Genomic DNA, 25,422 nt, shown 5'->3' with positions numbered 1-25,422 from the left:
CTATGAGTACCGTCTGGGATAGCGTTCAGCTCGCAAGACATGCCAAGCGTCCATTATTTATGGACTATGTCAATCAGCTGTTCACCGAATTTGATATGCTGCACGGCGATCGTGCGTTTGCCGACGACAAAGCCATTTTGGGTGGTCTGGCGCGCTTTAACGATCAGCCTGTGATGGTCATCGGTCAACACCGCGGTCGCAGTACCCGTGAGCGTATCGAGCATAACTTTGGTATGGCCAATCCTGAAGGCTATCGCAAAGTGATTCGTTTGGTCAAAATGGCTGAGCGTTTTAATATCCCTGTAATGACCTTTGTGGATACCCAAGGTGCCTATCCTGGTATCGGTGCTGAAGAGCGCGGACAAGCGCAAGCGATTGCAGAGAGCATCGCGGTATTTTCTAGCCTAAAAGTGCCTGTGATCGTCACCATTATTGGTGAAGGTGGCTCAGGTGGCGCGCTGGCCATTGGTGTGGGTGACAAAGTCAACATGCTCCAAAACAGCATTTACTCGGTCATCTCTCCTGAAGGTTGTGCTTCTATCCTGTGGAAAACGGCTGAAAAAGCCAAAGATGCCAGTGAGGCGCTGAAACTCAATGCCATCAACTTGTATCAAATGGGCTTGATTGATGCCGTGATTGATGAAGGTGAAGGCGCCCATGTTCATCCGCAGCCAGTCATGGACGCACTCAAGACCTTGTTACTTGAGCAAGTAGATGACCTAAAAGATATGGATGCCGATATCCGCTGCGAGCAGCGCTATCAGAAGCTTAAATCTTTTAATTCAGAAGTCATGCTGCCTTGCTAAGCACCGCACTATCATAGACTGACATATGCTGGGCGTGCTGTTTGTAGTGGCTATGATCGCTACAAGTGGCACGCCTAGACGTGCACAACAACCAAAACTGTGCGATGGGTGAGTAATAGTGCCTTGCCACGATTTATTGTCCCTAAGATCAAACATGACCAACCGCCATCCGTATCCCAGCCTTGCTATCCAGCCTTATCCCATCACCACTATCACAGACTCGTTGCCACAAGGCGTAGACGAGCCGCTTGCTGCTGCCTTATTGAGTAGCCTTGCTCATTATCGGACGGCGCTGCGTGGTCGGCGCATTTGGCTGGCCTGTAGCGGCGGGCGTGACTCGATGGTGCTCGCCGCGTGTTGTGCGCAGCTATACCGACAGGGTAAGTGGCCATTTTTGCCGCAGCTGCTGCATGTCGATCATGGCTTGCAAGCAGATAGCCACTACTGGGCGCAGCACGTGCAGGCATGGGCAGACGCCCAGCAGCTACCGTGCCGCATACTGACGGTAAACGTGGCAGGCACTGATGAGCAAGCCGCTCGCCAAGCCCGTTATCAAGCCATGCGCGCGCAGATGAATCGCGGTGACGTACTGCTGCTTGGCCATCATGCCGATGACCAAGCCGAAACGGTATTGATACGCTTGATGCAAGGTGCGGGCATCAAAGGCTTATCTGGAATGCAGCCGTGGCGCGTCCATCAAGCTGATGGTCAGGAGCATATCTTGTGGCGACCATGGCTGTCCGTGCGTCGCGCCAGTATCAACCGCTACGCCCAGCATTTGCAGTTGCCGTATATCGAAGACCCCACCAACAGTAGCGGAGATAACGTGCGTAGCAGTATGCGCCGCGATATCTTACCCGCGCTTGCCAAACACAATCCGCAAGTGATTGACAATATCGCCCGCAGTGCCGAGCTGCTCACTGATGCCGCGCAAACGGTGGCAGCGCAAGCGGACAAAGACGTGCAAAAAACCGCCATACCCCGTTTATGTTATCCGCCTGCCCAGCGCGTGCTGGCAATCGCGAATTTAAAACAACTGCCAAGTTCTCAGCAGCGACAATGCCTGCACACATGGCTTGGGCAAGATGAGCCACTACCACCTGCCAAGCAACTGATTGATGATGTCTGGCAGCTTGCTCAGCGTGATGATAACGATCACCAGACCCAGCTATACTGGCAAGCACGTACTCACAGCTACGTGGTACGCCGTTATCAGCAGCAGCTATACTGCTTGAGTGAGACGTGGCTGACGTGGCTGACGCAGCCGACCACAATGCAAATGGTAACGTTGCCCATCGCTGCACCAAGCCATACCGCTGCGCTGTACTTGCGCGCAGACAAGTTGTATACATGGCAGCTTACCTGTACCAGTGCGGCCATCATGGCGTTACTACAACATCATGCCAACGCGTCTCGTAGAGTCAATACAGAGATGCAGCGTCCAGCATGGCTTGATCAGTTACCGCAATATGAGCATCTGAACTTGCAGGTCATGCCGCTGGGTCAAGCGCGGGTACAGACCGCTTTTGCCATGCGTCCGCAAACAGGTAAGCGGCTGTATCAGACGCTAGCCATTCCGGTTTGGCTGCGCGCCAGTCTGGTGGTGGTGAGCGTGGCACCGACGCCAAACGATACCGCCGTGCCGCTCTTTTTGCTTTCACCCACTGAGTGCTGGTTACTGGGCTTTAACAAATCAGCCCTGCTGCCCAAAACCGCCTTCGATGGGTTTTGTAATCAGCTAAAAATGGCGACAGCTTTGACAAACGGTGCCAAATAATTGGTCAATACCTTGATATCATCTGTGCTACTTGCCTCGTTTAGCGGCTGTTTATCTCGTTCTTATGACCCTATTTAAAGTAGAGTCATGCCCCAATCTCGTTAACGGCTCTTTATGCGCCTGTTAACGGCTTATCACCTTGATATTTTGGCAGTTATGGTGCGCCTACATGGCAGGCTGCTGTCACGAATTTGTCAAACAGCTCAAGCGCCAGTATGCTAAACTAGCTGTCATTTTATAGCGCGTTATGTGCGCGTTATTGTTTTTGCAATTTGCCAATTAGGGGGCAGCAATGTCAGTACTAGATAACCAAAAAATCAGCTTCATCGGCGGCGGTAATATGGCGCAGGCTTTGATCAGTGGACTTTTAGGATGCGGCGTACCGCCTGAGCTGATCACTGTGGCAGATCCAAGCGAGCAGGTGCGTCAGCAGCTGGCGGACAAAGGCATGAATACCGTTGATCCTACAGCTGATGCCAAAGCGGCAGTTGTCGATGCTGATGTGGTGGTTCTGGCGGTGAAGCCGCAGGTCATGAAACCCGTCGTCAGTGCTTTTGCTGACGCGCTCGACCAGCAGTTGGTCATCTCAGTGGCTGCAGGCTTGTCGACCGACCTGCTGTCAGACATGCTTGGCGGCTATCGCAATATTGTCCGTGCCATGCCCAACACCCCTGCGATGATTCAAATGGGTGCGACGGGTCTTTATGGCACAGACAATATCTCAGCCGAACAAAAAGAGTTGGCAACTGCGGTAATGGACGCATCAGGACTGGTCATGTGGGTTGATGACGAGGAACATATGCATGCAGTCACAGCCGTGTCAGGTTCAGCGCCAGCGTATATGTTCTACTTCATCGAATCGATGGTCGATGGTGCAGTGGCTTTGGGACTGGATAAAGAACAAGCCTCAGCGCTTGCCATGCAAACCATGCTTGGCGCTGCAAAAATGGCCATGAATAGCGATGACGCTCCTGCTGAGCTGCGCCGTAAAGTGACGTCGCCAAACGGTACCACCCAAGCCGCCGTCGAATCCATGCAAGCCAATGAGATTGGTCGTCAAATCGCTGAGGCCATGCAGGCATGCTATGACCGCAGTCAAGCGCTTAGCGAAGAGATGAAGTAAGTCTATATACTGCCGCTGTATTGCCCACGCAAGTAGCGGCGCATTTTTATCACCTTGTCTGCGGGTCTCTATTGGTTCAGTCGTTATGTTGCGATGCGGTCAATCGGTGTGGCAAGATAACAACACATTAAGTAGCGAGTCATAAACCACATGTTATTTCAGATTTTTGATATGGTGACCACCTTTGCCATGCTGCTGGTGTTTATCCGCTTTATGCTGCAGTTTGCAGGGATGGACGCCCATAATCCGCTGGTCAGCCCTGCTTACAAGGCGACGCACGTGGTGGATGTATTCGAGCGTATCTTTCCAACGGTTGGGCAAGGGCGCATCAGTCTTGCTGCTATTGTGTTGATGTTCTTAATCCGCCTGATTGACATCTCAGGTAAAGCAGCATTGGCGCATCATGGCATCGCCCCGATTCAGTTGTTTTTTATGGGCTCGCTGAGCTTGGTGTTAGACTTTTTGCGTATGTGCCGTTACTTGGTGATTGGCTCCATCATCGTCAGCTGGATTGTGGTGTTCACCCAATCTCAGCACCCGATCATTGGTATTATCATGCAACTGGCTGAGCCTATTTTGGCACCGTTTCGCCGCATCACGCCAAACATTGGTATGTTAGACTTATCGCCCATGGTTGCCTTTTTTGCCTTTATTTTGTTAGAAATGTTCATTGGTGGTTTGGCGGCGAGCTTTATGCCCATGCTGGGTTAAAAACGCCGATCATGCCAGTTGTCAGCCAGTACAAAAAACGCGCCCGATGAGCGCGTTTTTTTATACTTATCATCAGTATAAATCGTCACAGTGAAGCATTAGTATCTATCAAAAAGCGATTGGGTATCAGCTGTGCTTGCGGATCTTTTGGGTGCGGGACATCGGCGGCGCGCAGTGTCTTTGTGATCCACGCATCGGCGCGGCGTACCGCAGTGACCAGCGCATCACCCATCGCCAAACGCCCAGCGATAAAGCTGGCAAGCGAGCAGCCTGAGCCATGAAATTCGCCCGCTAGGCGCGGCAACGTACTTTGATGTACCATCTCACCTGCCACATATAAATACTGCTCAATATCACCGCTGTCAAAGTCATGTGAGGTTTTTACCAGCACCGCATGCGCGCCCTGTGCGCACAGTTTTTTGGCACCAAGGTGCAAATCTTGCTCACCGCTCAGTGCCCGCAGTTCATGCGTGTTGGGCGTGACCAAATGAGCATAAGGCAGCAAGTTTTGAAAAGCCGCTACCAACGTGCGCTCATCACCAAGGCTACCGCCGCTGTTGGCGACCAGGACAGGATCGAGCACAAACGGTATGTCTGACGCGATCGTGTGCTCTGCAAACAACTGGGTGAGTAGGGCGATATTGTCTGTGGTGCCCAGCATGCCAGATTTGATCGCACGTACGGGCAGATCATCGAGCACTGCCATGGCCTGCGCTTGTAGCAGCGCCGCGCTACTGGCCTCAAAGCCAAATACCTGCTGCGAGCTTTGGATGGTGAGCGCGGTACAAGCAATGGCTGCGTGCGCGCCGGATTGACCAATGGCTTCAATGTCTGCTTGTATCCCCGCGCCGCCTGAGGGGTCTAACCCTGAAAAACACAATACCACTGGTCGCATAACCGCTCCTTTTTGATCGCTATCAGATGCTGTATGCTGATGGATAACCCTGCAGCATGTACAGCACTTACTATAGCCACCTTTGCCCAAAAAATCCATGTGGCAATGCTATCGCTAACACTCGTTTAGATGACGTCTTTGTTATGTCCCAAATCTACGCTATTGAATGTAAAGCCGAGCATTATCAGTGGTAATAACGCGCTTTTGAGACGTGATTCGACATTAATTTAAAAAATTGTGCCATAACCGCTGTATAAGGGTTGCAATTTGTTTTGGCTTTGCTATAATACTCGCCCACGACATGAGACGTATCTGTAGCAACGATACACAAAAAGTCTAATATCGTTCGGTGAAGTGGGTGAGTGGCTGAAACCAGTTCCCTGCTAAGGAACCATACGTTAACGCGTATCGAGGGTTCGAATCCCTCCTTCACCGCCATTTATTATCGGTTGTTATAGACCAAAATAATATGGCTGCTCAATATCGCAACTGACGTCAAAATATTTGATTTTAATTGCTAAAAAACATTGACAACTGATTATTTATCTATATAATAGCCAACCTAATTTACTAAAAATGATTACTCATTACCAGTAAATGATATGCAAAATAAGCGCCTGTAGCTCAGTTGGATAGAGCACTTGGCTACGAACTAAGGGGTCGGGAGTTCGAATCTCTCCAGGCGCACCATTTGCATAACAACCTTATTGATTTATTACGGCATAATCAATCAATAACTAAATCAATCGCCTGTCTTATGACACTATGGCGATTTTTTTATGTCTGTGTGTTTTGCTCCGACTGACAGTGCCCAGTCAGTATAATATACGATGCCACGCCGAATTACGGTACAATAGCGGCACCATTCACCGCTTGCTATGAGCCTGTATCATGTCAAAACGTAGACCAAAAGCTACTACCAAACGTCCAACGACCCAGCCAAGCCACGCGCCGCAATCAGCGGATAACGAAACACCAGTGATCGCCAAGCCTATGACGCGAGTCGTCGCTATTATTTATGATGGTATGCTGATTTTAGCATTGCTGTTTTTGGTGGGCGCTGTACTGGTCGTGATTGGTACGCTCTTAACCATGCAGACGGGCATCAACTCTGATGAGGCGCGCCAGCTGCCCACATGGTATCAAAACGCGGTCATGACCCCTACCTTTGTCTTAACGCTGGTCGGTTTTTACGGTTTGTTTTGGCGGCGTGGTGGGCAGACACTTGGTATGCAAACATGGCGTTTAAAGACTGTCAGTGACACTGGTCATCTACTAACATGGGGGCAGGCGTTTAAGCGTATCTTTGCTGCTTGTTTGATGCCTGCGATATTTGCCATCATCGGTGTGCTGGTCGCTGGTACGCGCGCCGCGATGCTGACCAGTGCCTTTTTGGGACTGATCTTTAACTATGTGTTTTGCTTGTTTAATGGGCGCGGCTTGGCGGTGCAAGACATGCTCTCAAACACCATTACGCTCAAGATGCCCAAAGTGCAGCACGAAGGACTGTGGCGCTCATTTCGCAATCGCAAGCAGCAGGATCAGTAACCAATACGTAAAAAAGCCCAACCATACACGCGCCGTGGTTGGGCAGTGACTCAAAAACAATACCGTGAGCTGGTTTGTCCTCACGATTAGACATTAACGGTTTGAATCAGCCATAGCGTATAACCAACAAAATAAACAATCATCGCCGTGCCTGAAGCGCGTCCTAACTTGCGATTGCTGACATAGGCAAACACACACATCGCAATCAGTAGTAAGGTCAACACGCCCATCACCAATACATCGCGTGAGAGGATCACAGGGCTTGCAGTGATCGGTGCAATCATTGAGGCAAGGCCGACCACGGCGAGCGTATTAAAAATATTGGAGCCAATAATATTGCCCAGCGCCATATCATGCTCACCATGACGCGCCGCCGTGATACTTGCCACCAGCTCAGGCAATGAGGTGCCGACTGCCACAATGGTCAGGCCAATAATCAGCTCACTCAGACCCCATAATGTCGCCAGCTCTACCGCACCCCAGACAATCGCACGCGAGCTGACCACCAGCATCAACATACCCAAAAATAGGCTACCCAACCCGCGCTTAAGGCTGGTTTCTGAAGCCTCTGAGTCTGCATCGATCGGCGTATCGCGGTTACCACGCAAGCTCATGACAATCTGGATACCCAGCACCACTATCAGTAACACTATCAACGCGATACCATCGGCTTGGCTTAACATGCCATCACGCAGCTGCCATGCCGCAAATGCGGTCACAATAGCCAACAGTGGCAAATCACGCTTCACCACGCTTTTGTGAATGACAATCGGGCTGATAAGTACCGTGGCACCCAGCACTAGCGCAATATTAATAATATTGGAGCCATAGGCATTACCAAGTGCCAGCTCAGGACTGCCTTCGGTGGCGGCCAATACCGATACCACCATTTCAGGCGCGGACGTACCCAAACCCAAAATCAATACGCCAATCAAAAAACTGGGCACGTTCAGCTTTTTTGCTAAGGCGGTCGCCCCATCAATAAAAACATCTGCGCTCCAAACTAAAATTGCTAACCCAACCAGTATCGCAACGACTGCCAACCACATTAGTATGACCCTTTATTGGTAATAGTGATAAATCAAAGTGAGAGTGCTTATTGGCCGTCGCTGATTCAGTCTAGGGTGTGTCCCTATTTTAAAAATAGTGATAAACGTTTGGATTAGGGACATGCCCTAATAGCAGGCACAAAAAAAATCTGGATCGCCATGAGCCATCCAGATTTCATATAAGCATATGAGATTTAAGCAGATTATTAGTATAACTTCAATAGCGAGTTATATAGTTTATAAGTGCTTAACCCGTATTTATATCCCGCGATATGATACCAATACCCATGTCGTCCGCGTCATTACGCCACTTGGACAGGAATGATGTTTGCGGTATCTTTTACGGTATTGTCTTCGTTACAGTAGACCAGTTTTGGCAAGTGGTTGGCCGCTTCTGCTTCATCCAAGTGGGCATAGGCGCAAATGATGACGATATCACCTAGGTCTGCCATGTGTGCGGCGGCGCCATTTAACGAGATGATCCCAGAGCCAGCTTCAGCGCGGATCACGTAGGTGCGAAAACGCTTGCCATTGGTTACGTTATAGATATCGATAGATTCGTTTTCATGTAGGCCAGCAAGATCCAATAGATCGCTATCAATACCACATGATCCTTCGTAATGGAGCTCGGCGTGCGTGACGCGCGCGCGGTGCAATTTGCATTTCAGCATGTTAAGTAGCATAGACAGCATCCTTGACGTAACAGGTTTGAAAAAATAATGGGGGCAACGGCTGCAAAATCAACATATTGGCGCACAGCGATGCCTCAAGCCAAACAGGTTTGGGGCCAGACATGCGGTATCGTTGCCTAAAATAATGGGTATCATACCCTGTCATTGGGGCAGTTTAAAGCCATTAATTTGTGAACGCGCGCGTTCAACATCGCCATTCATCAATAATGGCAGCGCTTCAAAAGCTGCCGTTAAGGCGCTATCAATCGCCACTTGTTCATCAGGAGAGGCTTTTGAGAGCACATGGCCACTGACTTTTGATTTATGACCTGGGTGACCAATACCCACGCGCAAGCGATGAAAATCATTACCAATGTGCGGGGTGATATCGCGCAGGCCATTATGACCACCATGGCCGCCGCCTGTTTTTAACTTGATGCTGCCAGCGGGAATATCCAGCTCATCATGAGCAATGAGTAGCGCATCATTATCGATGTTATAAAACTTGATCATCGGCACCACCGACTGTCCAGATTTATTCATAAAGGTCAAGGGCAGCAGTAGGCGCACATCTGCGCCGTGGATTTGTCCACGCCCTGTGACCCCATGAAATTTTTTATCAGGAGAGAGCGGGATATTAAATTGTTGTGATAAATGCTGCACAAACCAAAATCCAGCATTGTGGCGCGTGTGCATATATTGCTGTCCGGGATTACCAAGACCGACGATAAGCTTTAGGGACATGAAAGGACTCTGCTAATGGCTGGTGAATAATTAAAAGGGCGAACCATATGATATCAAGAAAAGAGGGAGGCGACGTTACGGGTAAAAGATAGATGGCGTGGTATCGCACCGTCATACCATAATATTGGGCGTACAAAACGCACTTACAAAAACAGCAGGAGATGGATATCCCCTGCTGCTATGATCTCAGTAACTGAGATGTGTGTACTGCTCATTGCTATCACCAATATAGTGACAGCATGGGCGCAATGCGGTGATTACTCGCCTTGCTCATCAGTACCGTCATTTTGCTCAGTGGCTGGTACTTCGTCAGCATCAACGTCGTCAGCATCTTCGTCAACTTCTGCAACCGTTGGTGGCTGCATGTTAACGATCGTACGGTCAGTACCATCTTCAAGCTCAAGCTCATGGATAACCACGCCTTCTGGCAATACGATATCTGATAGACGGAACAAATCACCGATTTCCATACCAGACACGTCTACATCTAGGTACTCAGGAAGTTTAGATGGTAGGCAGATAACTTCGATATCAGAAACCAAAGTAGACAATACGCCGCCAGCAGCAGTGCCTGGTGCTTCTTCTTTACCAGAGAAATGTACAGGGACATTCATGTGGATTTTTTGGCCTTTTACAATGCGCTGGAAGTCAGCATGCATTGGGAAGCCTTTCGCAGGATGACGCTGCAAGTCTTTGATAACCGCTTGATGCTCTTCGCCATCAACCGTGATGGTCAATACGTGAGAGAAAAAGGCTTCAAATTCTAGCGCTTTTACCAACTCATTGGTTTTGAGTGAAATGGCAGTCGGCTCAGCGTTGCCGCCATAGATGATAGCAGGAACAAGATTCTGCTTACGTAGGCGGCGGCTCGCACCTTTACCTTGCTCGTCTGCAGAACGGTTTACTGCGCTTAGTTCAAAATGATCTGTGCTCATGGATATAATCCTATAAAAAATAAATGAAGTGTCTGGTCATAAAAGTGGATTTGCGACCAATCCACAGAGGTGTGATGATGACTGCGCAGTGATAACAAAGCTATCTATAACGCAAGGTCATCTGCTTGATGCGGCTTATCATCACTAAGGTATCAATGATAGCGTCAGGATAACGGCCAGCGCCAAGCGCGATCAGCACTTTTGCGTGTACAGCGTTTGCTGTGTTGCAAACGATCCATACAGGCGCGCATTATACGTGGTTTTGTAGCAATAATAAAGGCTTGCTGACAGCACAAAGCGCCAAGAGTTGCCCCTTGACGCTCATAAGCACCACTCAAATTAGTGATTTGTGGCGGGTTTATTCAAACATCGCACTGATCGACTCTTCGTTATTAATGCGGCGTAAGCTTTCAGCCAGCATTGGCGCGATAGACACCTGACGCACCTTGCTGCACGCTTTAGCGGCAGTAGATAAGGGGATGGTATCAGTCACGACCACTTCATCCAGCGCTGATTCATTGATATTCTTTAGCGCATTGCCTGATAATACAGGGTGCGTGATATACGCCAATACGCGGCGTGCGCCGTGCTCTTTTAGGGCTTCAGCTGCTTTGCACAGGGTGCCTGCAGTATCAACCATGTCATCGACGATAACACAATCGCGGTCACGAACGTCACCGATGATGTGCATGACTTGTGACTCATTGGCACGCGCGCGGCGCTTATCAATGATCGCCATATCGGTATCGCCCAACTGTTTTGCCATGGCGCGTGCACGTACCACACCGCCAACATCAGGAGAAACGACCATGATGTTGTCATAATCTTGTTTGCGCAGATCGTTTAGGAGTACAGGCGTGCCGTAGATGTTGTCTACTGGGATATCAAAGAAGCCCTGAATCTGATCCGAGTGCAAATCAACGGTCATGACGCGGTCAATGCTGACGATGTTGAGCATATCAGCGACGACTTTGGCAGAAATAGGAACACGGGCTGAGCGCGGGCGACGGTCTTGACGGGCATAGCCAAAATACGGCATAACAGCAGTGATACGACCAGCGCTTGAGCGGCGCAGGGCATCTGCCATCATCATGATTTCCATCAAATTGTCATTGGTCGGTGCGCAAGTGGGCTGCATGATAAACACGTCTTTGCCACGTACATGCTCTTTGATTTCCACAGCGATTTCGCCATCAGAAAAACGCGTGATGTCCGCTTTACCAAGAGGAATATGTAGGTGATCGGCTACGGTTTTTGCTAATTCAGGGTGGGCATTACCAGTAAAAATCGCCAAATAAGGCATGACTGAAGTCCTATTGATTGACTCAAGCAGTGACCGCTAAGCAGTGTCTAACTGCTCAAATAAAGAAAAGTATGGTGAATGTTAATGCAGAAAATGGCAGGGGTAGCTGGACTCGAACCAACGGATGTCAGGATCAAAACCTGATGCCTTACCAACTTGGCTATACCCCTGTAATGTCTAGGCGATCTTGCCTGTGCTGGCTGATAAGAGATATCAACATCACACAGTGCCTATAAACCGTCAAAGTTAGACGGTGTTCCCTAACGGTGTTCGTTGCGAACTATACCGAAACTGGGAGGGTGTTGTCAATTGATATCAGATAAGTAACCTTATAATGCGGTCGCTTATCCTATGATGATCAATAAACACAAACTGAAAATATGGCAGGGGTAGCTGGACTCGAACCAACGGATGTCAGGATCAAAACCTGATGCCTTACCAACTTGGCTATACCCCTATTGTGGCGACCTATTATAAGTAAAATTTCAGATTTTGCAAGCCATTTTTGCTTTTTTCTGGGATTTATTCTTAATTTATCAAGGACGGTATGATTTCGATAGGTATATGGTGAAAGTTGGTGATAAGGATTGATATCTTACTTATATTCTCTTGTAGGGCTATATGAGTGAGCTTGAGACTAGTGTGTCTGGCAAGAGATTTCCAAAATAGTCTTATATGTTCCGAGGAGTAGCGTAAGGCTCCACTGTATGCAACAGCTTGAGCAATGTAGCTAAGAACTCACTTTTCTTTATTTTTGAAGTGATAGTATTATTACCATCAAAAAATTTCCCAAAAAATATCAGATATTCATCTTCTTGGTAAACGTAAAATAGAGATTTGTTAGTAGATAAGTCGTAGAACAAAAAGTTATCTCTCTCACTACTGCTATCGTAAACTCCAGTTTCAGTTTCAGTTTCATAAAAAATATCGTGTAGCTTGCTTAGTGGTGTATTGATCAAGCTTTTATTCAGGTGAAATTCGCCATCAGTAATCAGCTCTATTTCTTTCTTAATATTGTTAACAAGTGGAAACGCATAATAATTATTGTCTTGATAACTGATGTTTACTGAGTTCACAATAATATCCATCACTATGAATGGCTTTTCCATTTCGTGTATTTTAAAAGCAATAGTTTCTGTATTTCCGAGAGTAATCATATTTTGCTCTTAAATGTTTTAGGCTTGGTAGTATTTGCGGCGCTTATCTTTTCACCTATCTATCAAAACTTGCGCTGCTACAAACTCCCCACCACATATCCTGCACAAGGCGCATCGACAATCCACTTTGCCAACAGTGCCTTATCACAGGCAACGCTCGCATCCAACGGCAAGAATACGGCGCTACCAGAGCCGGTCATCCGTGCTGTGCTCATTGCTTGCGTCTCTAGCGCTTGTAAATAATGTAAGGCCTCTGCAACCGCAGGGGCAAGGCTCACCACCACTGGGGTAAAGACATTATGATAGGGCGTGGTGAGCGTTTGTACATAGTCTACGTACTGATTTTGAATAGTATCAATCGACAAAGGAGCGATATCTCGCTGTAGCTTAGGATGGGCGAATAGCTCGGTAGTATTGACATGCGCATCAGGGGTTAAGATTAAATACTGCTGGTCAGGCAGGTCAATGGTAGTCAAATCTTCACCAATGCCCATCGCGATGGCATCTTGTCCAAAGATAAATATAGGCACGTCCGCACCGACCTTTGCACCAATTTTTATCAGCGCATTGCAAGTGAGGTTAAGCTGCCAAAGCTTATTGAGTGCCAGCATAGTTGTTGCGGCGTTGGACGAGCCGCCACCCAAGCCTGCCCCCATTGGCAAATGCTTGTCTAACGTGATAGTGACTGGTGCTAACTGCTTAGGTAGGGCGTCTGACTGTATGGCAAACGCGAGCAATGCGCGCGCCGCCTTAAAGATTAAGTTATCTTCTGTATTAGCTGTGATCGTCTCAGCACCCTCTAGTACCAGTAGCTGATGACAAAGCTGATTGGCATCTAGCTTATTATCTACAGTAGAAATTACGGCATCGTCGCTGAGCGAAAAATGCAAATAATCGCCCCAATCGAGCAGGCGAAATACGGTTTGCAAATCATGATAGCCGTCAGCGCGTTTGCCTGTGATATGCAAAAATAGGTTGATCTTTGCAGGTGAAAGGCGGGTGAGGCGTGCGCTGGCAGTCGTCATACGTGCGGTTGTCCTAAACGTTACTAAAAATATATCATGGAAAAAATGATTTGAAACATCAAATAAGCGCAGCTTGGTGATCTGCGCTGATAAGAAAGTATGACCGCTTATATCTAGCGGTCTTGATGGTTGATGGTCATGACCACTTTTTGCCCTTGCGCTTGTACTGCTTTGATTTTGCTGGGCAGTTTGTCATTGCCTTTGTAGCTGAAACTGCCATGCCACGCCCCATTGACTGAGCTGACCAAACGACCTTGGTCATCGAGCGTTGGGCTGCTGTCTGATGGGGCTGGACGACCAGAAATCCAATAAGGCATCTGTGAGATCGGCGCTTGCCACCCTGTGGCTTTTTGCAATAGTGATTCAGGATCATCAGCGGTGAGCGTGCCTGTTTTTTCACTGACCAGCGTGGCGGTTTGACCATTGTATTCAATGTTGGTTTTGCCGATACCCAGCGCCCCAATCAATTCAATGGCAAAGCGATCATTTTCTTGCGCCCATGCATAAAACGCACTGCCTCCTTGGGCGTTGCTGCCTGTGCTGCTGTCAGCAGGGACAGTGACACCGATCTTACCATTGATGCTAAAGTTATCCAGCTTTTTGGCTTGTACCATATTGCTTGGCGTATTGGTGCTGCTGCCACTGTGCATGGATTGACAGCCACTGAGCACCAGCGCCGCTGCCATAGCACAAGCCGCCACTTTGCTGATATTAAAGGGGTTGATACCAGTGGCTTGTTGTACGTGCGATTGATCCGTTAAGGTCGGATTGCCAGTTGACGATGATTTCATGGGGTGTCCTCAAAAAGATACAGCGGCCAAATTGTTACGGCGGGCAGTGACTATGGATGCTATAGATGCACCGCGCGCGCCTATGGTCAGCCAATAGTGGTTATATATGGTTTTTTATATCAAGGTTATGCGCATTGCCAGAGCTATGTGTGATGACAGCAGTCACCAATAGATTCAGCACACGAGACGCCAACAAGCCACAGCATAGCTTGGTTAGATTACCCGTTGTTTGTTATCCAGTTGCCATTTGTTGCTGGGCGCAATCAATATAGCGATATAGCGAGGGCAGCTGCACTGATTAATACAGCTGCACGCGGTCATTGACATTATGCTGACCAAATGAGAAACGCTGCTGTAAATCGCTCAGTAAGCGGTTCACCTTGGCATTATCGCCCAGCCCTTGATAGGCGCGTAGTAGCAGAGTGCCTGATCGCAAGGTTGGCAGCACGTCATAAGGGGTTTGTAAGTAATCGATGACCTGCGTGTAATCGCCATTATTGAGCGCGTTACTGGCCAAAATATTGAGTGCCTGAAGGTGCAGTTCATTGTCATAACGGGGGTCATCGTAGCGAATATCAATGACTGCTTGTGCCAGTGCTAGACCCTGCGCAGGGTCGCGCTCATTAGCAACCAACAGCTGGGCATAGTCGAGCTGATAGGCAATGTTGCTGGGATCAAGTGCCTGTAGGTGATTGAGCAGCGTGCGCTTGACGACATAGTCTGTTTTGTCATTCAGGAGCTGGACACGAGCAAAGAGGATCATCTCGCTATCAGGATATTTACGGCTGGCTTGAGTCAGTAGGTTTAGCGCTGTGTCCGCACTGTTTTGCTGCCATAAAATATCGGCCTGCATGACATAGGTATCAGGCGCAAATACTTCAAATTGCTGGCGCAGTTTGAGCAACGTGGCAATGGCGGCATCAATATTGTCATCCATCAGCTCAAGTGCAACCACTTTTTGTCGTGCGGTCAGCACCAAGTCCTCTTGCATCACCCCATTCAGGTAGTATTTGGCCTGCGCAAAGCGCTGCTGCCGCTCGGCGCTGATACCCAAATAATAATACGCTTGATCGAGATAGTTCGGGTTTTGTGCCAATGCATTGAGCAACTGATCGGCGCGGCGGTATTCCTCAATGTCTAGACTGACCAAGGCTGCCAGCAAAGTAATTTCAGCATCATCATCGAAGCGCTCATGTGCCTCAATAAGCAACGCCCACGCCTCTTGGCTTTGTTTTAGATCAAGCAAATAGCGAATTTCATATAGGTATAGACTTTTGCTACTGGGGTTACGCAGGCGTGCTTGATTGACATAATTGACCACGGTATCAGCCGGCTCAATTTTGCGCAAGATATCGGCTCTTAAGGTAATAAAGGGCACATAATCAGGCTGACGACTCAGCGCGCGGTCGATATGGAATAAAGCGGCTTCAGGCTCATTAAACTGATATAACAGTCCCGCTTTTAGCACCGATAAGGACGCATTTTGCTGACTGTCAATGGGCTGCAATGCCGCCAAAAGCGCGCGCTGGTCGCTGTCAGTATTGGGGTAAATACCGATTAAAATCTCACTCAGGTCCGCTCTGGGATCATAGCGTAAAATGCGGTTTAGGGTTTTGCCAGCCAGTTCATAGTCGTGCGCTTTTAGTGCCAAATGCGCGACATAAAACCACGCTGGCACGTGGTCAGGATTTTGGTCTTGCCACGTCTTAGCAAACTGTAATGAGCTGTCGACATTCTCATTTTTAAGTGACAGCGTCAGGGCGCGCTCAAATACGGCGGTGGCATCTTCTTTAAATGATTGCTGCTTATAAAGCGTCAATGCCCGCCGAGAATCACCGCGATCGGCGGCAAATTCAGCATCAAGCAGCGCATATAGGCTGGGCTCGTTAGGTTCTAGCACGGACTGCGAGGGTAGGCTGTTGATATCATCAACCGACCCTGCAGGCGTGGTTTCTTCTGTGACGATTACCGTGTTATGGTCATTGTCTCTGGTCAAAAAATTCGTAAAAAAATTGGCATGGGCCGGCATTCCCAGACACAGACAAGCGGCCAACAATAAGATTGGCTTAAAGCGCAGATGACCAACAATGGTCAAAGACAACGCGCATGTGCGATAAGCAGGCAGCTGATCGTCAGATATCGGCGCTGGATGACATAAAGACCCAAGAAAAATCATAAGTAGCGTTCTTTACCCATAAAAAGCATCGGAATCTGCTTATTATAAAAGTGAATAATATCAGTAAACAATGGTACTCATGTTACACAGAATCGAGGTCGCCGTAAGTGATAAAAGCGTGAATAGTAAAGAAAACTAACCCGCCTACCATGAGCGGTAAAGATAACTCGCTCAGTATGGCTCCGTACTGATGATGGCCTATAAGACGCATTTAGCATCAGCATCCACCGATTGAACAGGGCAGTCGCGGTTATGTCGTTGATTTGTGTCGCAGCTGTCCATATACCTGCTATTGCCCCTTACGCGCGCGCCGAGTATTAAATAAACTCAGCAACAGTGATATAATAGCCAGCTTTATATGTGTCATCGCAAGCCAGATCAGGCTTTTTTTATCTGTCGGTAGGTGATCGGTGACGCCTAATAAACAGGGTTGGTGCGGTAAGGTGAATGAACGTACTGACCTGCGCGTATGGCTTTTGGGCCAATCGATGCGGCAGTGATATCTGACTGCTGGGTTCGGATGGGCGCTGGGTCAGCAACAATGAGCGTTATATTTATGGTTAATCAATAATGAGATTAGTGGTCATCGGTGTCAATCATAAAACCGCCCCAGTCGCTCTGCGTGAGCGCTTGGCCTTTGTGGGTGACGATGTGACCGCCGCGCAGCGTCAGCTCAAAGAGTTTACCGATGGCAGCGTTATCGTCTCAACCTGCAATCGCACCGAGATTTATGCCCTCATTCCGCAAGCAGAACACGGCACCCAAGCCCGTGACGCCAAAACCAGTAGCGCCTCAGTCAGCGCCACTACCATGCAGGCATATATCACCCGCATCAAAACATGGTTGGCGACTTTTAAAGGCTTGCCTGCGCATGAGGTTGAGCCTTATCTTTATGTCTATCAAGACACGCATGCATTGACGCACTGGTTACGCGTAGCATCGGGGCTTGACTCTATGATCTTGGGTGAGCCGCAAATCCTTGGTCAAATCAAAAAGTCCGTGCAACTGGCGCAAACCGAACAGGTCCTGAGCAATCAGTTAAGCTGGGTGATAGATCAAATCTTTGCCGCCGCCAAGCGGGTACGTAACGAAACCAACGTCGGCGCACAAGCGGTATCACTGGGCTTTGCCGCCGCCAAACTGGTGACGCAAATCTTTGATGACTTGGCCAGTCGTACCCTACTCGTGGTGGCTGCAGGTGAGATGAACCGCTTGGTGGCGACACACATTGCCGGTCTTGGGGTTGGCCGCATCATCATCTGTAACCGCAACCCTGAGCGCGCCGAAGCGCTCGCCGCTGAGCTGCGCCAACCCAACCGCCGCATCGATGTGCGCCCTTTAAGCGAGCTACCAGACGTACTGGCGGATGCCGATATCGTCAGCAGTTGTAGTGGCAGTATAGACATGCTGATTAATAAAACCATGACCGTACAGGCGCTTAAACGCCGCCGCTATCAGCCAATATTGATGATTGATTTGGCCGTGCCGCGTGATATCGACCCGAGCATCAGCCGCATTGATGATGTGTATTTATATTCCGTCGATGACCTGCAACATGTGATTGCGGGTAATATCGAGCAGCGCCGCCAAGCAGCCGTCGATGCTGAGCTGTTGGTCAGTCACTTGGTGGTCGAGATGGAGCGCAGCTTTCAGGTGCGTCAAGTGGGCAAAGACATTCAGCAATATCGCAGCCGCACCCACAGCCAAGTTGAAGCCATATTGACCGACTCAATCGCCCAGTTTGAGCGCGGCGATGCCAACGCTGAAGAGATCGTTACTGAACTATCACGGCGCTTGACCCAAACCTTGAGCCACGCCCCATCCAAACTGATGCGCAAGGCTGCCCGTGAAGGCGACAGTGAGCTGCTCGACTTTGTGGTGTCAGGGCTACATGATGCTTATCGTCGCCGCTAAGCGCTTGCTGGCTGTGTCTTTGTCTCCAGAGGCGGCGCAAAATATCCTTTAGTTTCGCTGTAGCGCTTTTATAAAGAACAGACTGTATTTACTGCGCCGCCAGCGCTGCGTTTTTTCGCTTAGCCATATCTACTGCTGACAACATTCTCTAGTCACGCTGCGTCCAATTGTCAACCGCTATGATCGGTGCTACTATCAAGCGGTCTGATGGTATTGTTTGGCTGTCTTTAGGCCGTTTTGGTCTGGCTTGATAACAAACATACTCACAATAATAACTGCCGTAGCAGGCGGTCTTTGTCGTCTTTGCTGCTGTCCTATTTATATTAATGAACAAGGAGTGTCTCATGTCCGCCCTACGTCACGATGTCGATCCCGATGGCCTATTAGAATATTCAGTGGTTTATACCGACCGCGCGCTCAATCACATGTCAAAAGTGTTTCAGCAAGTCATGATTGACTTATCGAGCAGTTTAAAATCGGTCTATCAAGCCGATGCGGTGGCCATCGTCCCCGGCTCAGGAACCTATGGTATGGAGGCAGTGGCGCGGCAGCTGGCACAAGAAGCAGACTGCTTGATCATCCGTAATGGTTGGTTTAGCTATCGCTGGACCCAAATTTTGGAAAAAGGGCGCATCGCCAAGTCGACCACCGTACTTACCGCAGACCGCGAGGCAGACGCAGACACGGGTACGCCCAAGCCTTTTGCCCCTGTAGATATCGACGTGGCTGTGGCGAAAATCAAAGAAACCAAACCTGCCGTTGTCTTTGCACCGCACGTAGAAACCTCAGCGGGTCTTATTTTGCCAGACGACTATATCAAAGCGCTAGGCGAGGCTGTGCATAGTGTCGGCGGCTTGTTGGTTATTGATTGTATCGCCTCAGGGTGCGTGTGGCTGGATATGCAAGCGCTTGGCATTGATGTGCTGATCAGTGCGCCACAAAAAGGCTGGAGCAGCACCCCTTGCGCAGGGCTTGTGATGTTAAGCGAGCGCGCCGTTGCTAAAGTAGACAGCACCGAATCGGATAGCTTTAGCCTTGATCTCAAGCAGTGGCTCAACATCATGCGCGCTTATGAAAACGGCGGTCATGCCTACCATGCAACCATGCCCACCGATGCCTTGCGCCAGTTCCGCGATACCGTCAAAGAAGCACAAGCCATTGGTTTTGATACCCTTTGCGAGGCGCAGTGGACGCTGGGTGACCGTATTCGTAGCGTTTGCGATGACAAAGGCATTCAAAGCGTGGCCGCTGATGGCTTTAAAGCGCCTGGCGTGGTGGTGCTTTATACCGACCGTGATGACATGCACAAGGGCAGCGCCTTTGCTGAGCAGGGCATGCAGATTGCCTCTGGTGTGCCACTCAAATGTGGTGAGCCTGAGAGCTTTAAGACCTTCCGTTTAGGGCTGTTCGGCCTTGATAAACTGACCGATGTCGATGGTGCGGTGCAGTGTTTTGAGACCGCATTGACGCACGTGTTAGCACAGTCTAATTAAAATGATGATAAAAAAGACGATCAGGTGAGTGTTGTTTGTTAGCAAGGTCACGAGCCAACGGTTATACTTTTGCTCATCAATGAGCATACTGGTTTAACGATAAAAATACTGAGCAATCACGTTCGGTATTTTTTTACCTATTTATTATACTTTATAATATAATGTATTATTATAAATAGTAAGCAATGATTATGACATTTGAAACATCATAGTCTATTCACAAAGTAGCAGCGCGAGGGTGACAGCATGAGCATACAGATAGACTGGCAAGCGTTTACGCCCATCTCTTTGCTGGGTGGTTTGATATTGGGGGCGGCGACGGTGCTTTTGTTATTGGGTATTGGACGCATCGCGGGTATCAGCGGCATCAGTGCCAGTTTGTTACGACCAAAACGGGTAGAGTGGTGGCAAGTGTTGTTTGTGCTTGGTTTGGTTGTCTCACCACTGCTGTACCAGCTGATACTGCCACTACCGACCGCAAATGTGAGCAGCTCAGTGCCCTTGTTGTTGGCGGCAGGATTAATCGTAGGCTTTGGTACGCGCTTAGGTTCAGGCTGTACCAGTGGTCATGGAATCTGCGGTAACGCAAGGCTATCAAAACGCTCGCTGGTCGCTACCGTGACCTTTATGGTATTTGGCATTCTCACCGTTTATATCGGGCGGCAAGTGCTGGGTTTGATTTAGCAGCGAGCCTATAACAGACGCGATAGAAGTAAAAATAGAAGAGACAAGCACTGACATATAAACGGCACAATAGGGGAGCGTTATGCTAAAAAATATCATTGGTTTGCTGGCAGGGTTGCTATTTGGATGTGGTCTGTTGCTATCAGGCATGACGGATCCTGCTAAAGTGCAAGGGTTTTTGGACATCTTTGGTGCGTGGGATATTTCTTTGGCGCTGGTGATGGGCGGCGGTTTACTGGTGGCCTTTATCGGGGTACAAATCGCCAAACGTCAAAGCAAAAGCTGGATAGGCACACCCATCGATATGCCCACAAAAACCGTCATCAGCAAAAAACTGTTAACAGGGGCGATGTTATTTGGTATCGGTTGGGGATTGGTGGGTATTTGCCCAGGCCCCGCGCTAGTGCTACTGGGTACAGGGCAATGGCAGGCGTTTGTCTTTGTGCCTGCCATGCTGCTTGGGATGCTGATCTACCAATGGCTTGAGCCAAAACTGGGCTGAGACAATCGTGTGATGGTTATTTTCATTTTTTTAAGCTCAGCCAGTTGAAGTGGCCTACTTCGTTACCTTTGCCGCCTCGTGTGCCAACGATTTGACGACCTAACGCTGTCAAAAAAACGTGCTGTTATCATTGGCAAGCTGGCAGAATGAGATAGTGCTCACTCATCAGTCGTTTGTCTACATAGCTGATATTTCAAGCGCTGTGTTACGATAGAACTGATATTCAGTTTTGCTTTTTACCCATTGATGCATAAGGATAATGACATGAGCGCCAGCAAGGATACGACTCCAGAGCAAGCGGCAACCAGCAGTGATAGCAATGATGATAACAACCACCGTAGCAATGACAATCATCACCACCAAAGTAGCCCGCCAGATCGCCGCACGCCAACGCAGATCACGGTGGCCGACGCTGATGCCCCTTATCCGCATCTATTCACCCCGCTGGACTTGGGTTTTACCACCCTAAAAAACCGCGTGATCATGGGCTCGATGCACACAGGGCTTGAAGACCGTTTTTATAACTATGGCAAGCTTGCCGCTTATTTTGCCGAGCGTGCCCGTGGCGGCGTCGCCATGATGATTACAGGCGGTATTTCACCCAATCGCGCAGGCTGGTTGTTGCCTGCTGGCGGCACGATGAATACCAAAGCGGACGTCATCAACCATCAACGCGTCACCCGCGCCGCGCACAAATACGACAGCAAAATCATCATGCAAGTTTTGCATAGTGGTCGCTATGGTTATCATCCGTTTGTGGTGTCTGCCAGCCCGATCAAGTCGCCCATCTCGCCATTTAAGCCGCGTAAGATGAGCGTTAAAAACATCGAGCAAACCATCAAAGACTACGCCCAATCTGCCCGCCTTGCCAAGCAAGCAGGCTATGATGGTGTGGAAATTATGGGTTCTGAAGGCTACTTGCTCAATCAGTTTTTATCACGCCACGTCAACAAACGCAGTGATGCCTATGGCGGCGACATTGAGGGGCGAATGAAGTTTTCCGTTGATGTGGTCAAAGCGGTACGCGAGGCGGCAGGCGAGGACTTTATCATCCTGTTTCGCTTGTCGATGATCGACTTGGTCAAAGATGGCAATACGATGGACGAGGTCATTACGGTCGCCAAAGCACTTGAAGCCGCAGGCGTCACCATCATCAACACCGGTATTGGCTGGCATGAAGCACGCGTGCCGACCATCGTCACCAGTGTCCCGCGCGCCAGCTTTGTTGATTTTACCGCTGAAGTCAAAAAACACGTCAGTATCCCCGTAATGGCGGCCAACCGCATCAACATGCCTGATATGGCTGAGCGCATCTTGGCGGAGGGACAAGCGGACTTGATCCAAATGGCACGGCCATTTTTGGCCGATCCGAACTGGGTGAATAAAGCCAAAAACGATGAGGCCGACCGCATCAATACCTGTATTGCCTGCAACCAAGCCTGCCTTGATCATACCTTTGAGCACAAGCGCTCCACCTGTCTGGTCAACCCACAAGCGTGCTATGAGACAGAACTGGTCTATAAAAAAGCCAAACGTGCCAAAAAAGTCGCCGTCGTCGGTGGAGGGGTCGCAGGCATGTCAGCCGCACATATTGCTGCTAAACGCGGGCATGAAGTCACGCTCTTTGAAGCGCGAGATATCTTGGGCGGACAGTTTAATTACGCCAAAGTCATTCCGGGTAAAGAGGAGTTTTTTGAGACCATTCGTTATTACGTCAATGAGCTCACGCACTTGGGCGTCACCGTCAAGCTCAATACCGAAGTTGATAAAGCCATGCTAGAGGCGGGCGGCTATCATCATGTGATTATCGCCACAGGCGTGGTGCCGCGCAGTTTGGCAGGCAAGCTTGAGGGCGCTGATCTGCCACAAGTCATGAGCTACGCTGAGCTACTCTCGGGTCAAAAATCAGTCGGCGATACCGTCGCTGTCATCGGCGCGGGGGGGATTGGTTTTGATGTCAGTGAATACCTCACCGCGCAGCATGGGCAAGCGCTGGATGAGCTTGGCGCAGCGGTGCTCAAAGACCCAAGCTATCGCCCCTCGCCGCAACCGAACAGCGAATGGCGTGAGGAGTGGGGCGTAACCGATGAGCCTGACTACCAAACCGAAGGCGGCCTGATCAAACCCGAGGGCATTACCCCAAAACGTCAAGTCTATCTCATGCAGCGTACCAAAGGCCGCTTGGGCAAAGGACTGAACAAAACCACAGGCTGGGTACATCGCGCCCATATCAAATCGCACGGCGTCATCCAAGTATCGGGTGTGCAATACGAAAAAATCACCAGTGAAGGTATTTGGATCACCAATTCACAAGGTCAGAGCCAGCTGCTCCGTGTCGATAGCGTGGTCGTTTGCGCGGGTCAAGAGTCAGTCGCCAGTCTAATGCCCAATGTCGGCGATGCACCAGACGCACAGTATCATCTGATCGGCGGCGCAAAACTGGCCGCTGAGCTAGATGCTAAGCGTGCCATTCGTGATGGCGCAGAGGTTGCAGCAGGGATTTAGAAGTTAGATGGACATTAATGATAATAGTGACAAAGCGGCAGGGATATTATTTCCTGCTGTTTTTTTCTGTAATGTGCCACTTGGGCTGTATTTAAGCTTGACTCATCCATTCGTTTTAAGCACTTGTTGGGTGGATTGGTCTAGCAGTTGCCGAAAATTTGAGCATTTAAAATGATCCTGCTTGGGGCAGTGGGCGATGTGTGTCAGAGTATTGCAAATAGCATCAAGTGCTTTAATGGTTTGCTGCAACTCTGCTGTTTTTTGTAGCAAATACTGCCTATCAACCTGTGTTTGCGTCAGCATCTGCTTGATCTCCATCAATGAAAAAGCGTTGTTTTTTAGTAGTACGATCAACTGCAATTTTTGCACGACATCATTGGCAAATACTCTGCGTAAACCATGCCGCCCAGTAGACTGAATCAGTCCTATTTTTTCATAATATCTGAGGGTGGCAGCAGTTAATCCTGTTTGTTTGGCAACTTCTCCGATATCCATAGTAAGACACTCACTTGGTTAGACCATAAAACTGCACTATAAAAAGCACTTGACTTAAAGTTTACTTTAAGTCGTATAATCAAAAAAGTCCAGAATTTATAAATAATTGCAACCAGTAAGGGGCTTATGATGGATATACATATTGTGATCTATGCCATGATGTACATGGGGTTGGGGGCAGTAGTAGGGTTTTTGTCGGGGTTGTTGGGTGTGGGCGGCGGCGGTATCTTAGTGCCGCTGCTGGTATCTATTTTTACCTATCAAGGCATGAGTGATGCCAATATTGTACAGATGGCACTAGGTACATCGTTGGCGTGTTCGCTACCGACTACTGCCACAAGCGCTTATACTCACCATCAGAGAGGCGCGGTGTTATGGCCATTTGTCAAACTTGTCAGTCCAACTTTGATATTTGGATCGGTGCTCGGTATCTTGGTAGCCACCAATATAGAAGGCAAATATTTGGCTTTGCTATTTTCATTGTTTATGGTCATTGTAGCGCTCAAGATGTTTACAAACTGGCAGCCAACACCGCGACCACACCCAAATCTTATGATATCGTCTATCGTAAGTGGATTGGGGATTGGTCTGCTGTCAGCGCTGATTTCTGTTGGAGGGGCATTTGTGACCTTGCTCTATCTAACTTACAACAACATTGAGTTAAAAAAAGCGATCGGTACATCCTCTGCAGTTGGGTTGATCGCAGTCACAGTGGCGACGTTAGGATACCTGTTATCAAGCGACAATCAAATGACTGAACCTTTGAGCTATAGTTTAGGATACGTGTATCTGCCAGCGCTGGGTTTGATTACATTATGCAGTGTGCTGATGGTGCCTATTGGTACGAAAGTCTCACATAGACTGCCAAATAAACAACTAAAACAGATTTTGGGTGTCGTATGTGTGCTGTTGAGTGTTAAGCTATTTTATTCAATGCTATAGATATGATCTATCGCAGTATCACTGTGTTTCTGTTTGTAAAGACTGCTTGAGTAGTTGGTTCTGTACCTGATAAAGAGACGTTATAACAGTGGTTTTTCTAAAGGTTTTATAAGAATAACTATACATAATGTATTACGATTTATAATCTATAAATAGCTTATATAATTCATACATAA

22 protein-coding genes and 4 tRNA genes are annotated in these 25,422 nt (G+C 48.8%); 13 read left to right on the top strand and 13 right to left on the bottom strand.

The window, feature by feature from the left end; translation table 11 throughout:
* Nucleotides 1–2: 2 nt before the first annotated feature.
* The 4 genes from ACFI32_RS01555 (at nt 3) to ACFI32_RS01540 (ending at nt 4,417) form a co-directional block, all read left to right on the top strand.
* A complete protein-coding gene (locus ACFI32_RS01555; protein WP_462624728.1) occupies nt 3–806 on the top strand; it encodes an acetyl-CoA carboxylase carboxyltransferase subunit alpha in 804 nt (267 codons plus the stop codon).
* A 154-nt stretch (nt 807–960) separates the two neighbouring features.
* On the top strand, nt 961–2,583 hold the full coding sequence (gene tilS / locus ACFI32_RS01550) for a tRNA lysidine(34) synthetase TilS (RefSeq protein ID WP_462624727.1): 1,623 nt from the start codon (nt 961–963) through the stop codon (nt 2,581–2,583).
* A 292-nt stretch (nt 2,584–2,875) separates the two neighbouring features.
* Entirely contained in the window at nt 2,876–3,706 is an 831-nt protein-coding gene (gene proC / locus ACFI32_RS01545) for a pyrroline-5-carboxylate reductase (RefSeq protein ID WP_462624726.1), read from the top strand.
* Nucleotides 3,707–3,856: 150 nt separating this feature from the next.
* Complete coding sequence (locus ACFI32_RS01540; RefSeq protein WP_462624725.1) at nt 3,857–4,417, top strand: YggT family protein; 561 nt, start codon at nt 3,857–3,859, stop codon at nt 4,415–4,417.
* A gap of 85 nt (nt 4,418–4,502) precedes the next feature.
* Here the strand turns inward: ACFI32_RS01540 and ACFI32_RS01535 are convergent, their stop codons facing one another.
* Nucleotides 4,503–5,312 carry a hydroxymethylpyrimidine/phosphomethylpyrimidine kinase gene (locus tag ACFI32_RS01535; RefSeq protein ID WP_462624724.1) on the bottom strand — a complete coding sequence of 270 codons (810 nt, stop codon included), beginning with the start codon at nt 5,310–5,312 and terminating at the stop codon, nt 4,503–4,505.
* A gap of 348 nt (nt 5,313–5,660) precedes the next feature.
* Between ACFI32_RS01535 and ACFI32_RS01530 the strand changes: the two genes are divergently transcribed.
* The 3 genes from ACFI32_RS01530 (at nt 5,661) to ACFI32_RS01520 (ending at nt 6,860) form a co-directional block, all read left to right on the top strand.
* Nucleotides 5,661–5,750, top strand: a tRNA-Ser gene (locus ACFI32_RS01530).
* 175 nt (nt 5,751–5,925) lie between these two features.
* Nucleotides 5,926–6,002, top strand: a tRNA-Arg gene (locus ACFI32_RS01525).
* Nucleotides 6,003–6,203: 201 nt separating this feature from the next.
* A complete protein-coding gene (locus tag ACFI32_RS01520; RefSeq protein WP_462624723.1) occupies nt 6,204–6,860 on the top strand; it encodes an RDD family protein in 657 nt (218 codons plus the stop codon).
* A gap of 86 nt (nt 6,861–6,946) precedes the next feature.
* Here ACFI32_RS01520 and ACFI32_RS01515 read toward each other — a convergent pair whose 3' ends face one another.
* From ACFI32_RS01515 to ACFI32_RS01465, 11 genes are all read right to left on the bottom strand, one after another.
* A complete protein-coding gene (locus tag ACFI32_RS01515) occupies nt 6,947–7,909 on the bottom strand; it encodes a calcium/sodium antiporter (RefSeq protein WP_462624722.1) in 963 nt (320 codons plus the stop codon).
* A gap of 302 nt (nt 7,910–8,211) precedes the next feature.
* Nucleotides 8,212–8,592, bottom strand: a complete 381-nt coding sequence (gene panD / locus ACFI32_RS01510; protein ID WP_462624720.1) for an aspartate 1-decarboxylase — start codon at nt 8,590–8,592, stop codon at nt 8,212–8,214.
* Between the two features lie 150 nt (nt 8,593–8,742).
* Nucleotides 8,743–9,324 (bottom strand): aminoacyl-tRNA hydrolase, encoded by a 582-nt coding sequence (gene pth / locus ACFI32_RS01505; protein ID WP_462624719.1) that lies wholly within the window; start codon nt 9,322–9,324, stop codon nt 8,743–8,745.
* Nucleotides 9,325–9,581: 257 nt separating this feature from the next.
* Nucleotides 9,582–10,259 carry a 50S ribosomal protein L25/general stress protein Ctc gene (locus ACFI32_RS01500; RefSeq protein WP_462624718.1) on the bottom strand — a complete coding sequence of 226 codons (678 nt, stop codon included), beginning with the start codon at nt 10,257–10,259 and terminating at the stop codon, nt 9,582–9,584.
* A 358-nt stretch (nt 10,260–10,617) separates the two neighbouring features.
* Complete coding sequence (locus tag ACFI32_RS01495) at nt 10,618–11,562, bottom strand: ribose-phosphate pyrophosphokinase (protein ID WP_462624717.1); 945 nt, start codon at nt 11,560–11,562, stop codon at nt 10,618–10,620.
* A 94-nt stretch (nt 11,563–11,656) separates the two neighbouring features.
* Nucleotides 11,657–11,732: transfer RNA gene (locus tag ACFI32_RS01490), tRNA-Gln, on the bottom strand.
* 211 nt (nt 11,733–11,943) lie between these two features.
* Nucleotides 11,944–12,019: transfer RNA gene (locus ACFI32_RS01485), tRNA-Gln, on the bottom strand.
* 214 nt (nt 12,020–12,233) lie between these two features.
* Nucleotides 12,234–12,719, bottom strand: coding sequence for a hypothetical protein (locus ACFI32_RS01480; protein ID WP_462624716.1), 486 nt, complete (start codon nt 12,717–12,719; stop codon nt 12,234–12,236).
* Nucleotides 12,720–12,796: 77 nt separating this feature from the next.
* Nucleotides 12,797–13,744: a 4-(cytidine 5'-diphospho)-2-C-methyl-D-erythritol kinase gene (gene ispE / locus ACFI32_RS01475; protein ID WP_462624715.1), complete on the bottom strand. Its 948-nt coding sequence runs from the start codon at nt 13,742–13,744 to the stop codon at nt 12,797–12,799.
* A 113-nt stretch (nt 13,745–13,857) separates the two neighbouring features.
* Nucleotides 13,858–14,430, bottom strand: a complete 573-nt coding sequence (lolB, locus tag ACFI32_RS01470) for a lipoprotein insertase outer membrane protein LolB (protein ID WP_462624828.1) — start codon at nt 14,428–14,430, stop codon at nt 13,858–13,860.
* Between the two features lie 403 nt (nt 14,431–14,833).
* Complete coding sequence (locus tag ACFI32_RS01465) at nt 14,834–16,531, bottom strand: tetratricopeptide repeat protein (protein ID WP_462624714.1); 1,698 nt, start codon at nt 16,529–16,531, stop codon at nt 14,834–14,836.
* A gap of 750 nt (nt 16,532–17,281) precedes the next feature.
* Between ACFI32_RS01465 and hemA the strand changes: the two genes are divergently transcribed.
* The 5 genes from hemA (at nt 17,282) to ACFI32_RS01440 (ending at nt 23,809) form a co-directional block, all read left to right on the top strand.
* The gene (gene hemA, locus ACFI32_RS01460) at nt 17,282–18,625 is read left to right on the top strand and encodes a glutamyl-tRNA reductase (protein WP_462624712.1); all 1,344 of its coding nucleotides are present in this window, start codon (nt 17,282–17,284) and stop codon (nt 18,623–18,625) included.
* A gap of 344 nt (nt 18,626–18,969) precedes the next feature.
* Nucleotides 18,970–20,118 carry an aminotransferase class V-fold PLP-dependent enzyme gene (locus tag ACFI32_RS01455; protein ID WP_462624711.1) on the top strand — a complete coding sequence of 383 codons (1,149 nt, stop codon included), beginning with the start codon at nt 18,970–18,972 and terminating at the stop codon, nt 20,116–20,118.
* 246 nt (nt 20,119–20,364) lie between these two features.
* Nucleotides 20,365–20,802 carry a YeeE/YedE family protein gene (locus ACFI32_RS01450; protein WP_462624710.1) on the top strand — a complete coding sequence of 146 codons (438 nt, stop codon included), beginning with the start codon at nt 20,365–20,367 and terminating at the stop codon, nt 20,800–20,802.
* An 82-nt stretch (nt 20,803–20,884) separates the two neighbouring features.
* Nucleotides 20,885–21,304, top strand: a complete 420-nt coding sequence (locus ACFI32_RS01445; RefSeq protein ID WP_462624709.1) for a DUF6691 family protein — start codon at nt 20,885–20,887, stop codon at nt 21,302–21,304.
* Between the two features lie 264 nt (nt 21,305–21,568).
* Nucleotides 21,569–23,809, top strand: coding sequence for a 2,4-dienoyl-CoA reductase FMN-binding domain-containing protein (locus ACFI32_RS01440; RefSeq protein ID WP_462624708.1), 2,241 nt, complete (start codon nt 21,569–21,571; stop codon nt 23,807–23,809).
* A gap of 102 nt (nt 23,810–23,911) precedes the next feature.
* Here the strand turns inward: ACFI32_RS01440 and ACFI32_RS01435 are convergent, their stop codons facing one another.
* On the bottom strand, nt 23,912–24,304 hold the full coding sequence (locus ACFI32_RS01435; protein WP_462624707.1) for a MerR family transcriptional regulator: 393 nt from the start codon (nt 24,302–24,304) through the stop codon (nt 23,912–23,914).
* 129 nt (nt 24,305–24,433) lie between these two features.
* Here ACFI32_RS01435 and ACFI32_RS01430 point away from each other — a divergent pair, with 129 nt between their 5' ends.
* Nucleotides 24,434–25,246: a sulfite exporter TauE/SafE family protein gene (locus tag ACFI32_RS01430; RefSeq protein WP_462624706.1), complete on the top strand. Its 813-nt coding sequence runs from the start codon at nt 24,434–24,436 to the stop codon at nt 25,244–25,246.
* Nucleotides 25,247–25,422 lie beyond the last annotated feature (176 nt).

The sequence above is a fragment of the Psychrobacter sp. PSi21 genome, assembly GCF_054960615.1.
The sequence above is the reverse complement of the archived record's forward strand: the minus strand, read 5'-3'. Positions and strand labels throughout refer to the sequence as shown.

Bases quoted from the DNA above. Each gene is read 5' to 3' on its own strand.
- ACFI32_RS01540 (WP_462624725.1), top strand. From the start codon at position 3,857: ATGTTATTTCAGATTTTTGATATGGTGACCACCTTTGCCATGCTGCTG.
- ACFI32_RS01430 (WP_462624706.1), top strand. From the start codon at position 24,434: ATGGATATACATATTGTGATCTATGCCATGATGTACATGGGGTTGGGG.
- ACFI32_RS01520 (WP_462624723.1), top strand. From the start codon at position 6,204: ATGTCAAAACGTAGACCAAAAGCTACTACCAAACGTCCAACGACCCAG.
- ACFI32_RS01435 (WP_462624707.1), bottom strand. From the start codon at position 24,304: ATGGATATCGGAGAAGTTGCCAAACAAACAGGATTAACTGCTGCCACC.
- ACFI32_RS01440 (WP_462624708.1), top strand. From the start codon at position 21,569: ATGAGCGCCAGCAAGGATACGACTCCAGAGCAAGCGGCAACCAGCAGT.
- ACFI32_RS01480 (WP_462624716.1), bottom strand. From the start codon at position 12,719: ATGATTACTCTCGGAAATACAGAAACTATTGCTTTTAAAATACACGAA.
- ACFI32_RS01535 (WP_462624724.1), bottom strand. From the start codon at position 5,312: ATGCGACCAGTGGTATTGTGTTTTTCAGGGTTAGACCCCTCAGGCGGC.
- ispE (WP_462624715.1), bottom strand. From the start codon at position 13,744: ATGACGACTGCCAGCGCACGCCTCACCCGCCTTTCACCTGCAAAGATC.
- ACFI32_RS01455 (WP_462624711.1), top strand. From the start codon at position 18,970: ATGTCCGCCCTACGTCACGATGTCGATCCCGATGGCCTATTAGAATAT.
- ACFI32_RS01495 (WP_462624717.1), bottom strand. From the start codon at position 11,562: ATGCCTTATTTGGCGATTTTTACTGGTAATGCCCACCCTGAATTAGCA.
- pth (WP_462624719.1), bottom strand. From the start codon at position 9,324: ATGTCCCTAAAGCTTATCGTCGGTCTTGGTAATCCCGGACAGCAATAT.
- ACFI32_RS01500 (WP_462624718.1), bottom strand. From the start codon at position 10,259: ATGAGCACAGATCATTTTGAACTAAGCGCAGTAAACCGTTCTGCAGAC.
- ACFI32_RS01555 (WP_462624728.1), top strand. From the start codon at position 3: ATGAGTACCGTCTGGGATAGCGTTCAGCTCGCAAGACATGCCAAGCGT.
- hemA (WP_462624712.1), top strand. From the start codon at position 17,282: ATGAGATTAGTGGTCATCGGTGTCAATCATAAAACCGCCCCAGTCGCT.
- tilS (WP_462624727.1), top strand. From the start codon at position 961: ATGACCAACCGCCATCCGTATCCCAGCCTTGCTATCCAGCCTTATCCC.
- proC (WP_462624726.1), top strand. From the start codon at position 2,876: ATGTCAGTACTAGATAACCAAAAAATCAGCTTCATCGGCGGCGGTAAT.
- ACFI32_RS01445 (WP_462624709.1), top strand. From the start codon at position 20,885: ATGCTAAAAAATATCATTGGTTTGCTGGCAGGGTTGCTATTTGGATGT.
- lolB (WP_462624828.1), bottom strand. From the start codon at position 14,430: ATGGCAGCGGCGCTGGTGCTCAGTGGCTGTCAATCCATGCACAGTGGC.
- ACFI32_RS01515 (WP_462624722.1), bottom strand. From the start codon at position 7,909: ATGTGGTTGGCAGTCGTTGCGATACTGGTTGGGTTAGCAATTTTAGTT.
- panD (WP_462624720.1), bottom strand. From the start codon at position 8,592: ATGCTACTTAACATGCTGAAATGCAAATTGCACCGCGCGCGCGTCACG.
- ACFI32_RS01450 (WP_462624710.1), top strand. From the start codon at position 20,365: ATGAGCATACAGATAGACTGGCAAGCGTTTACGCCCATCTCTTTGCTG.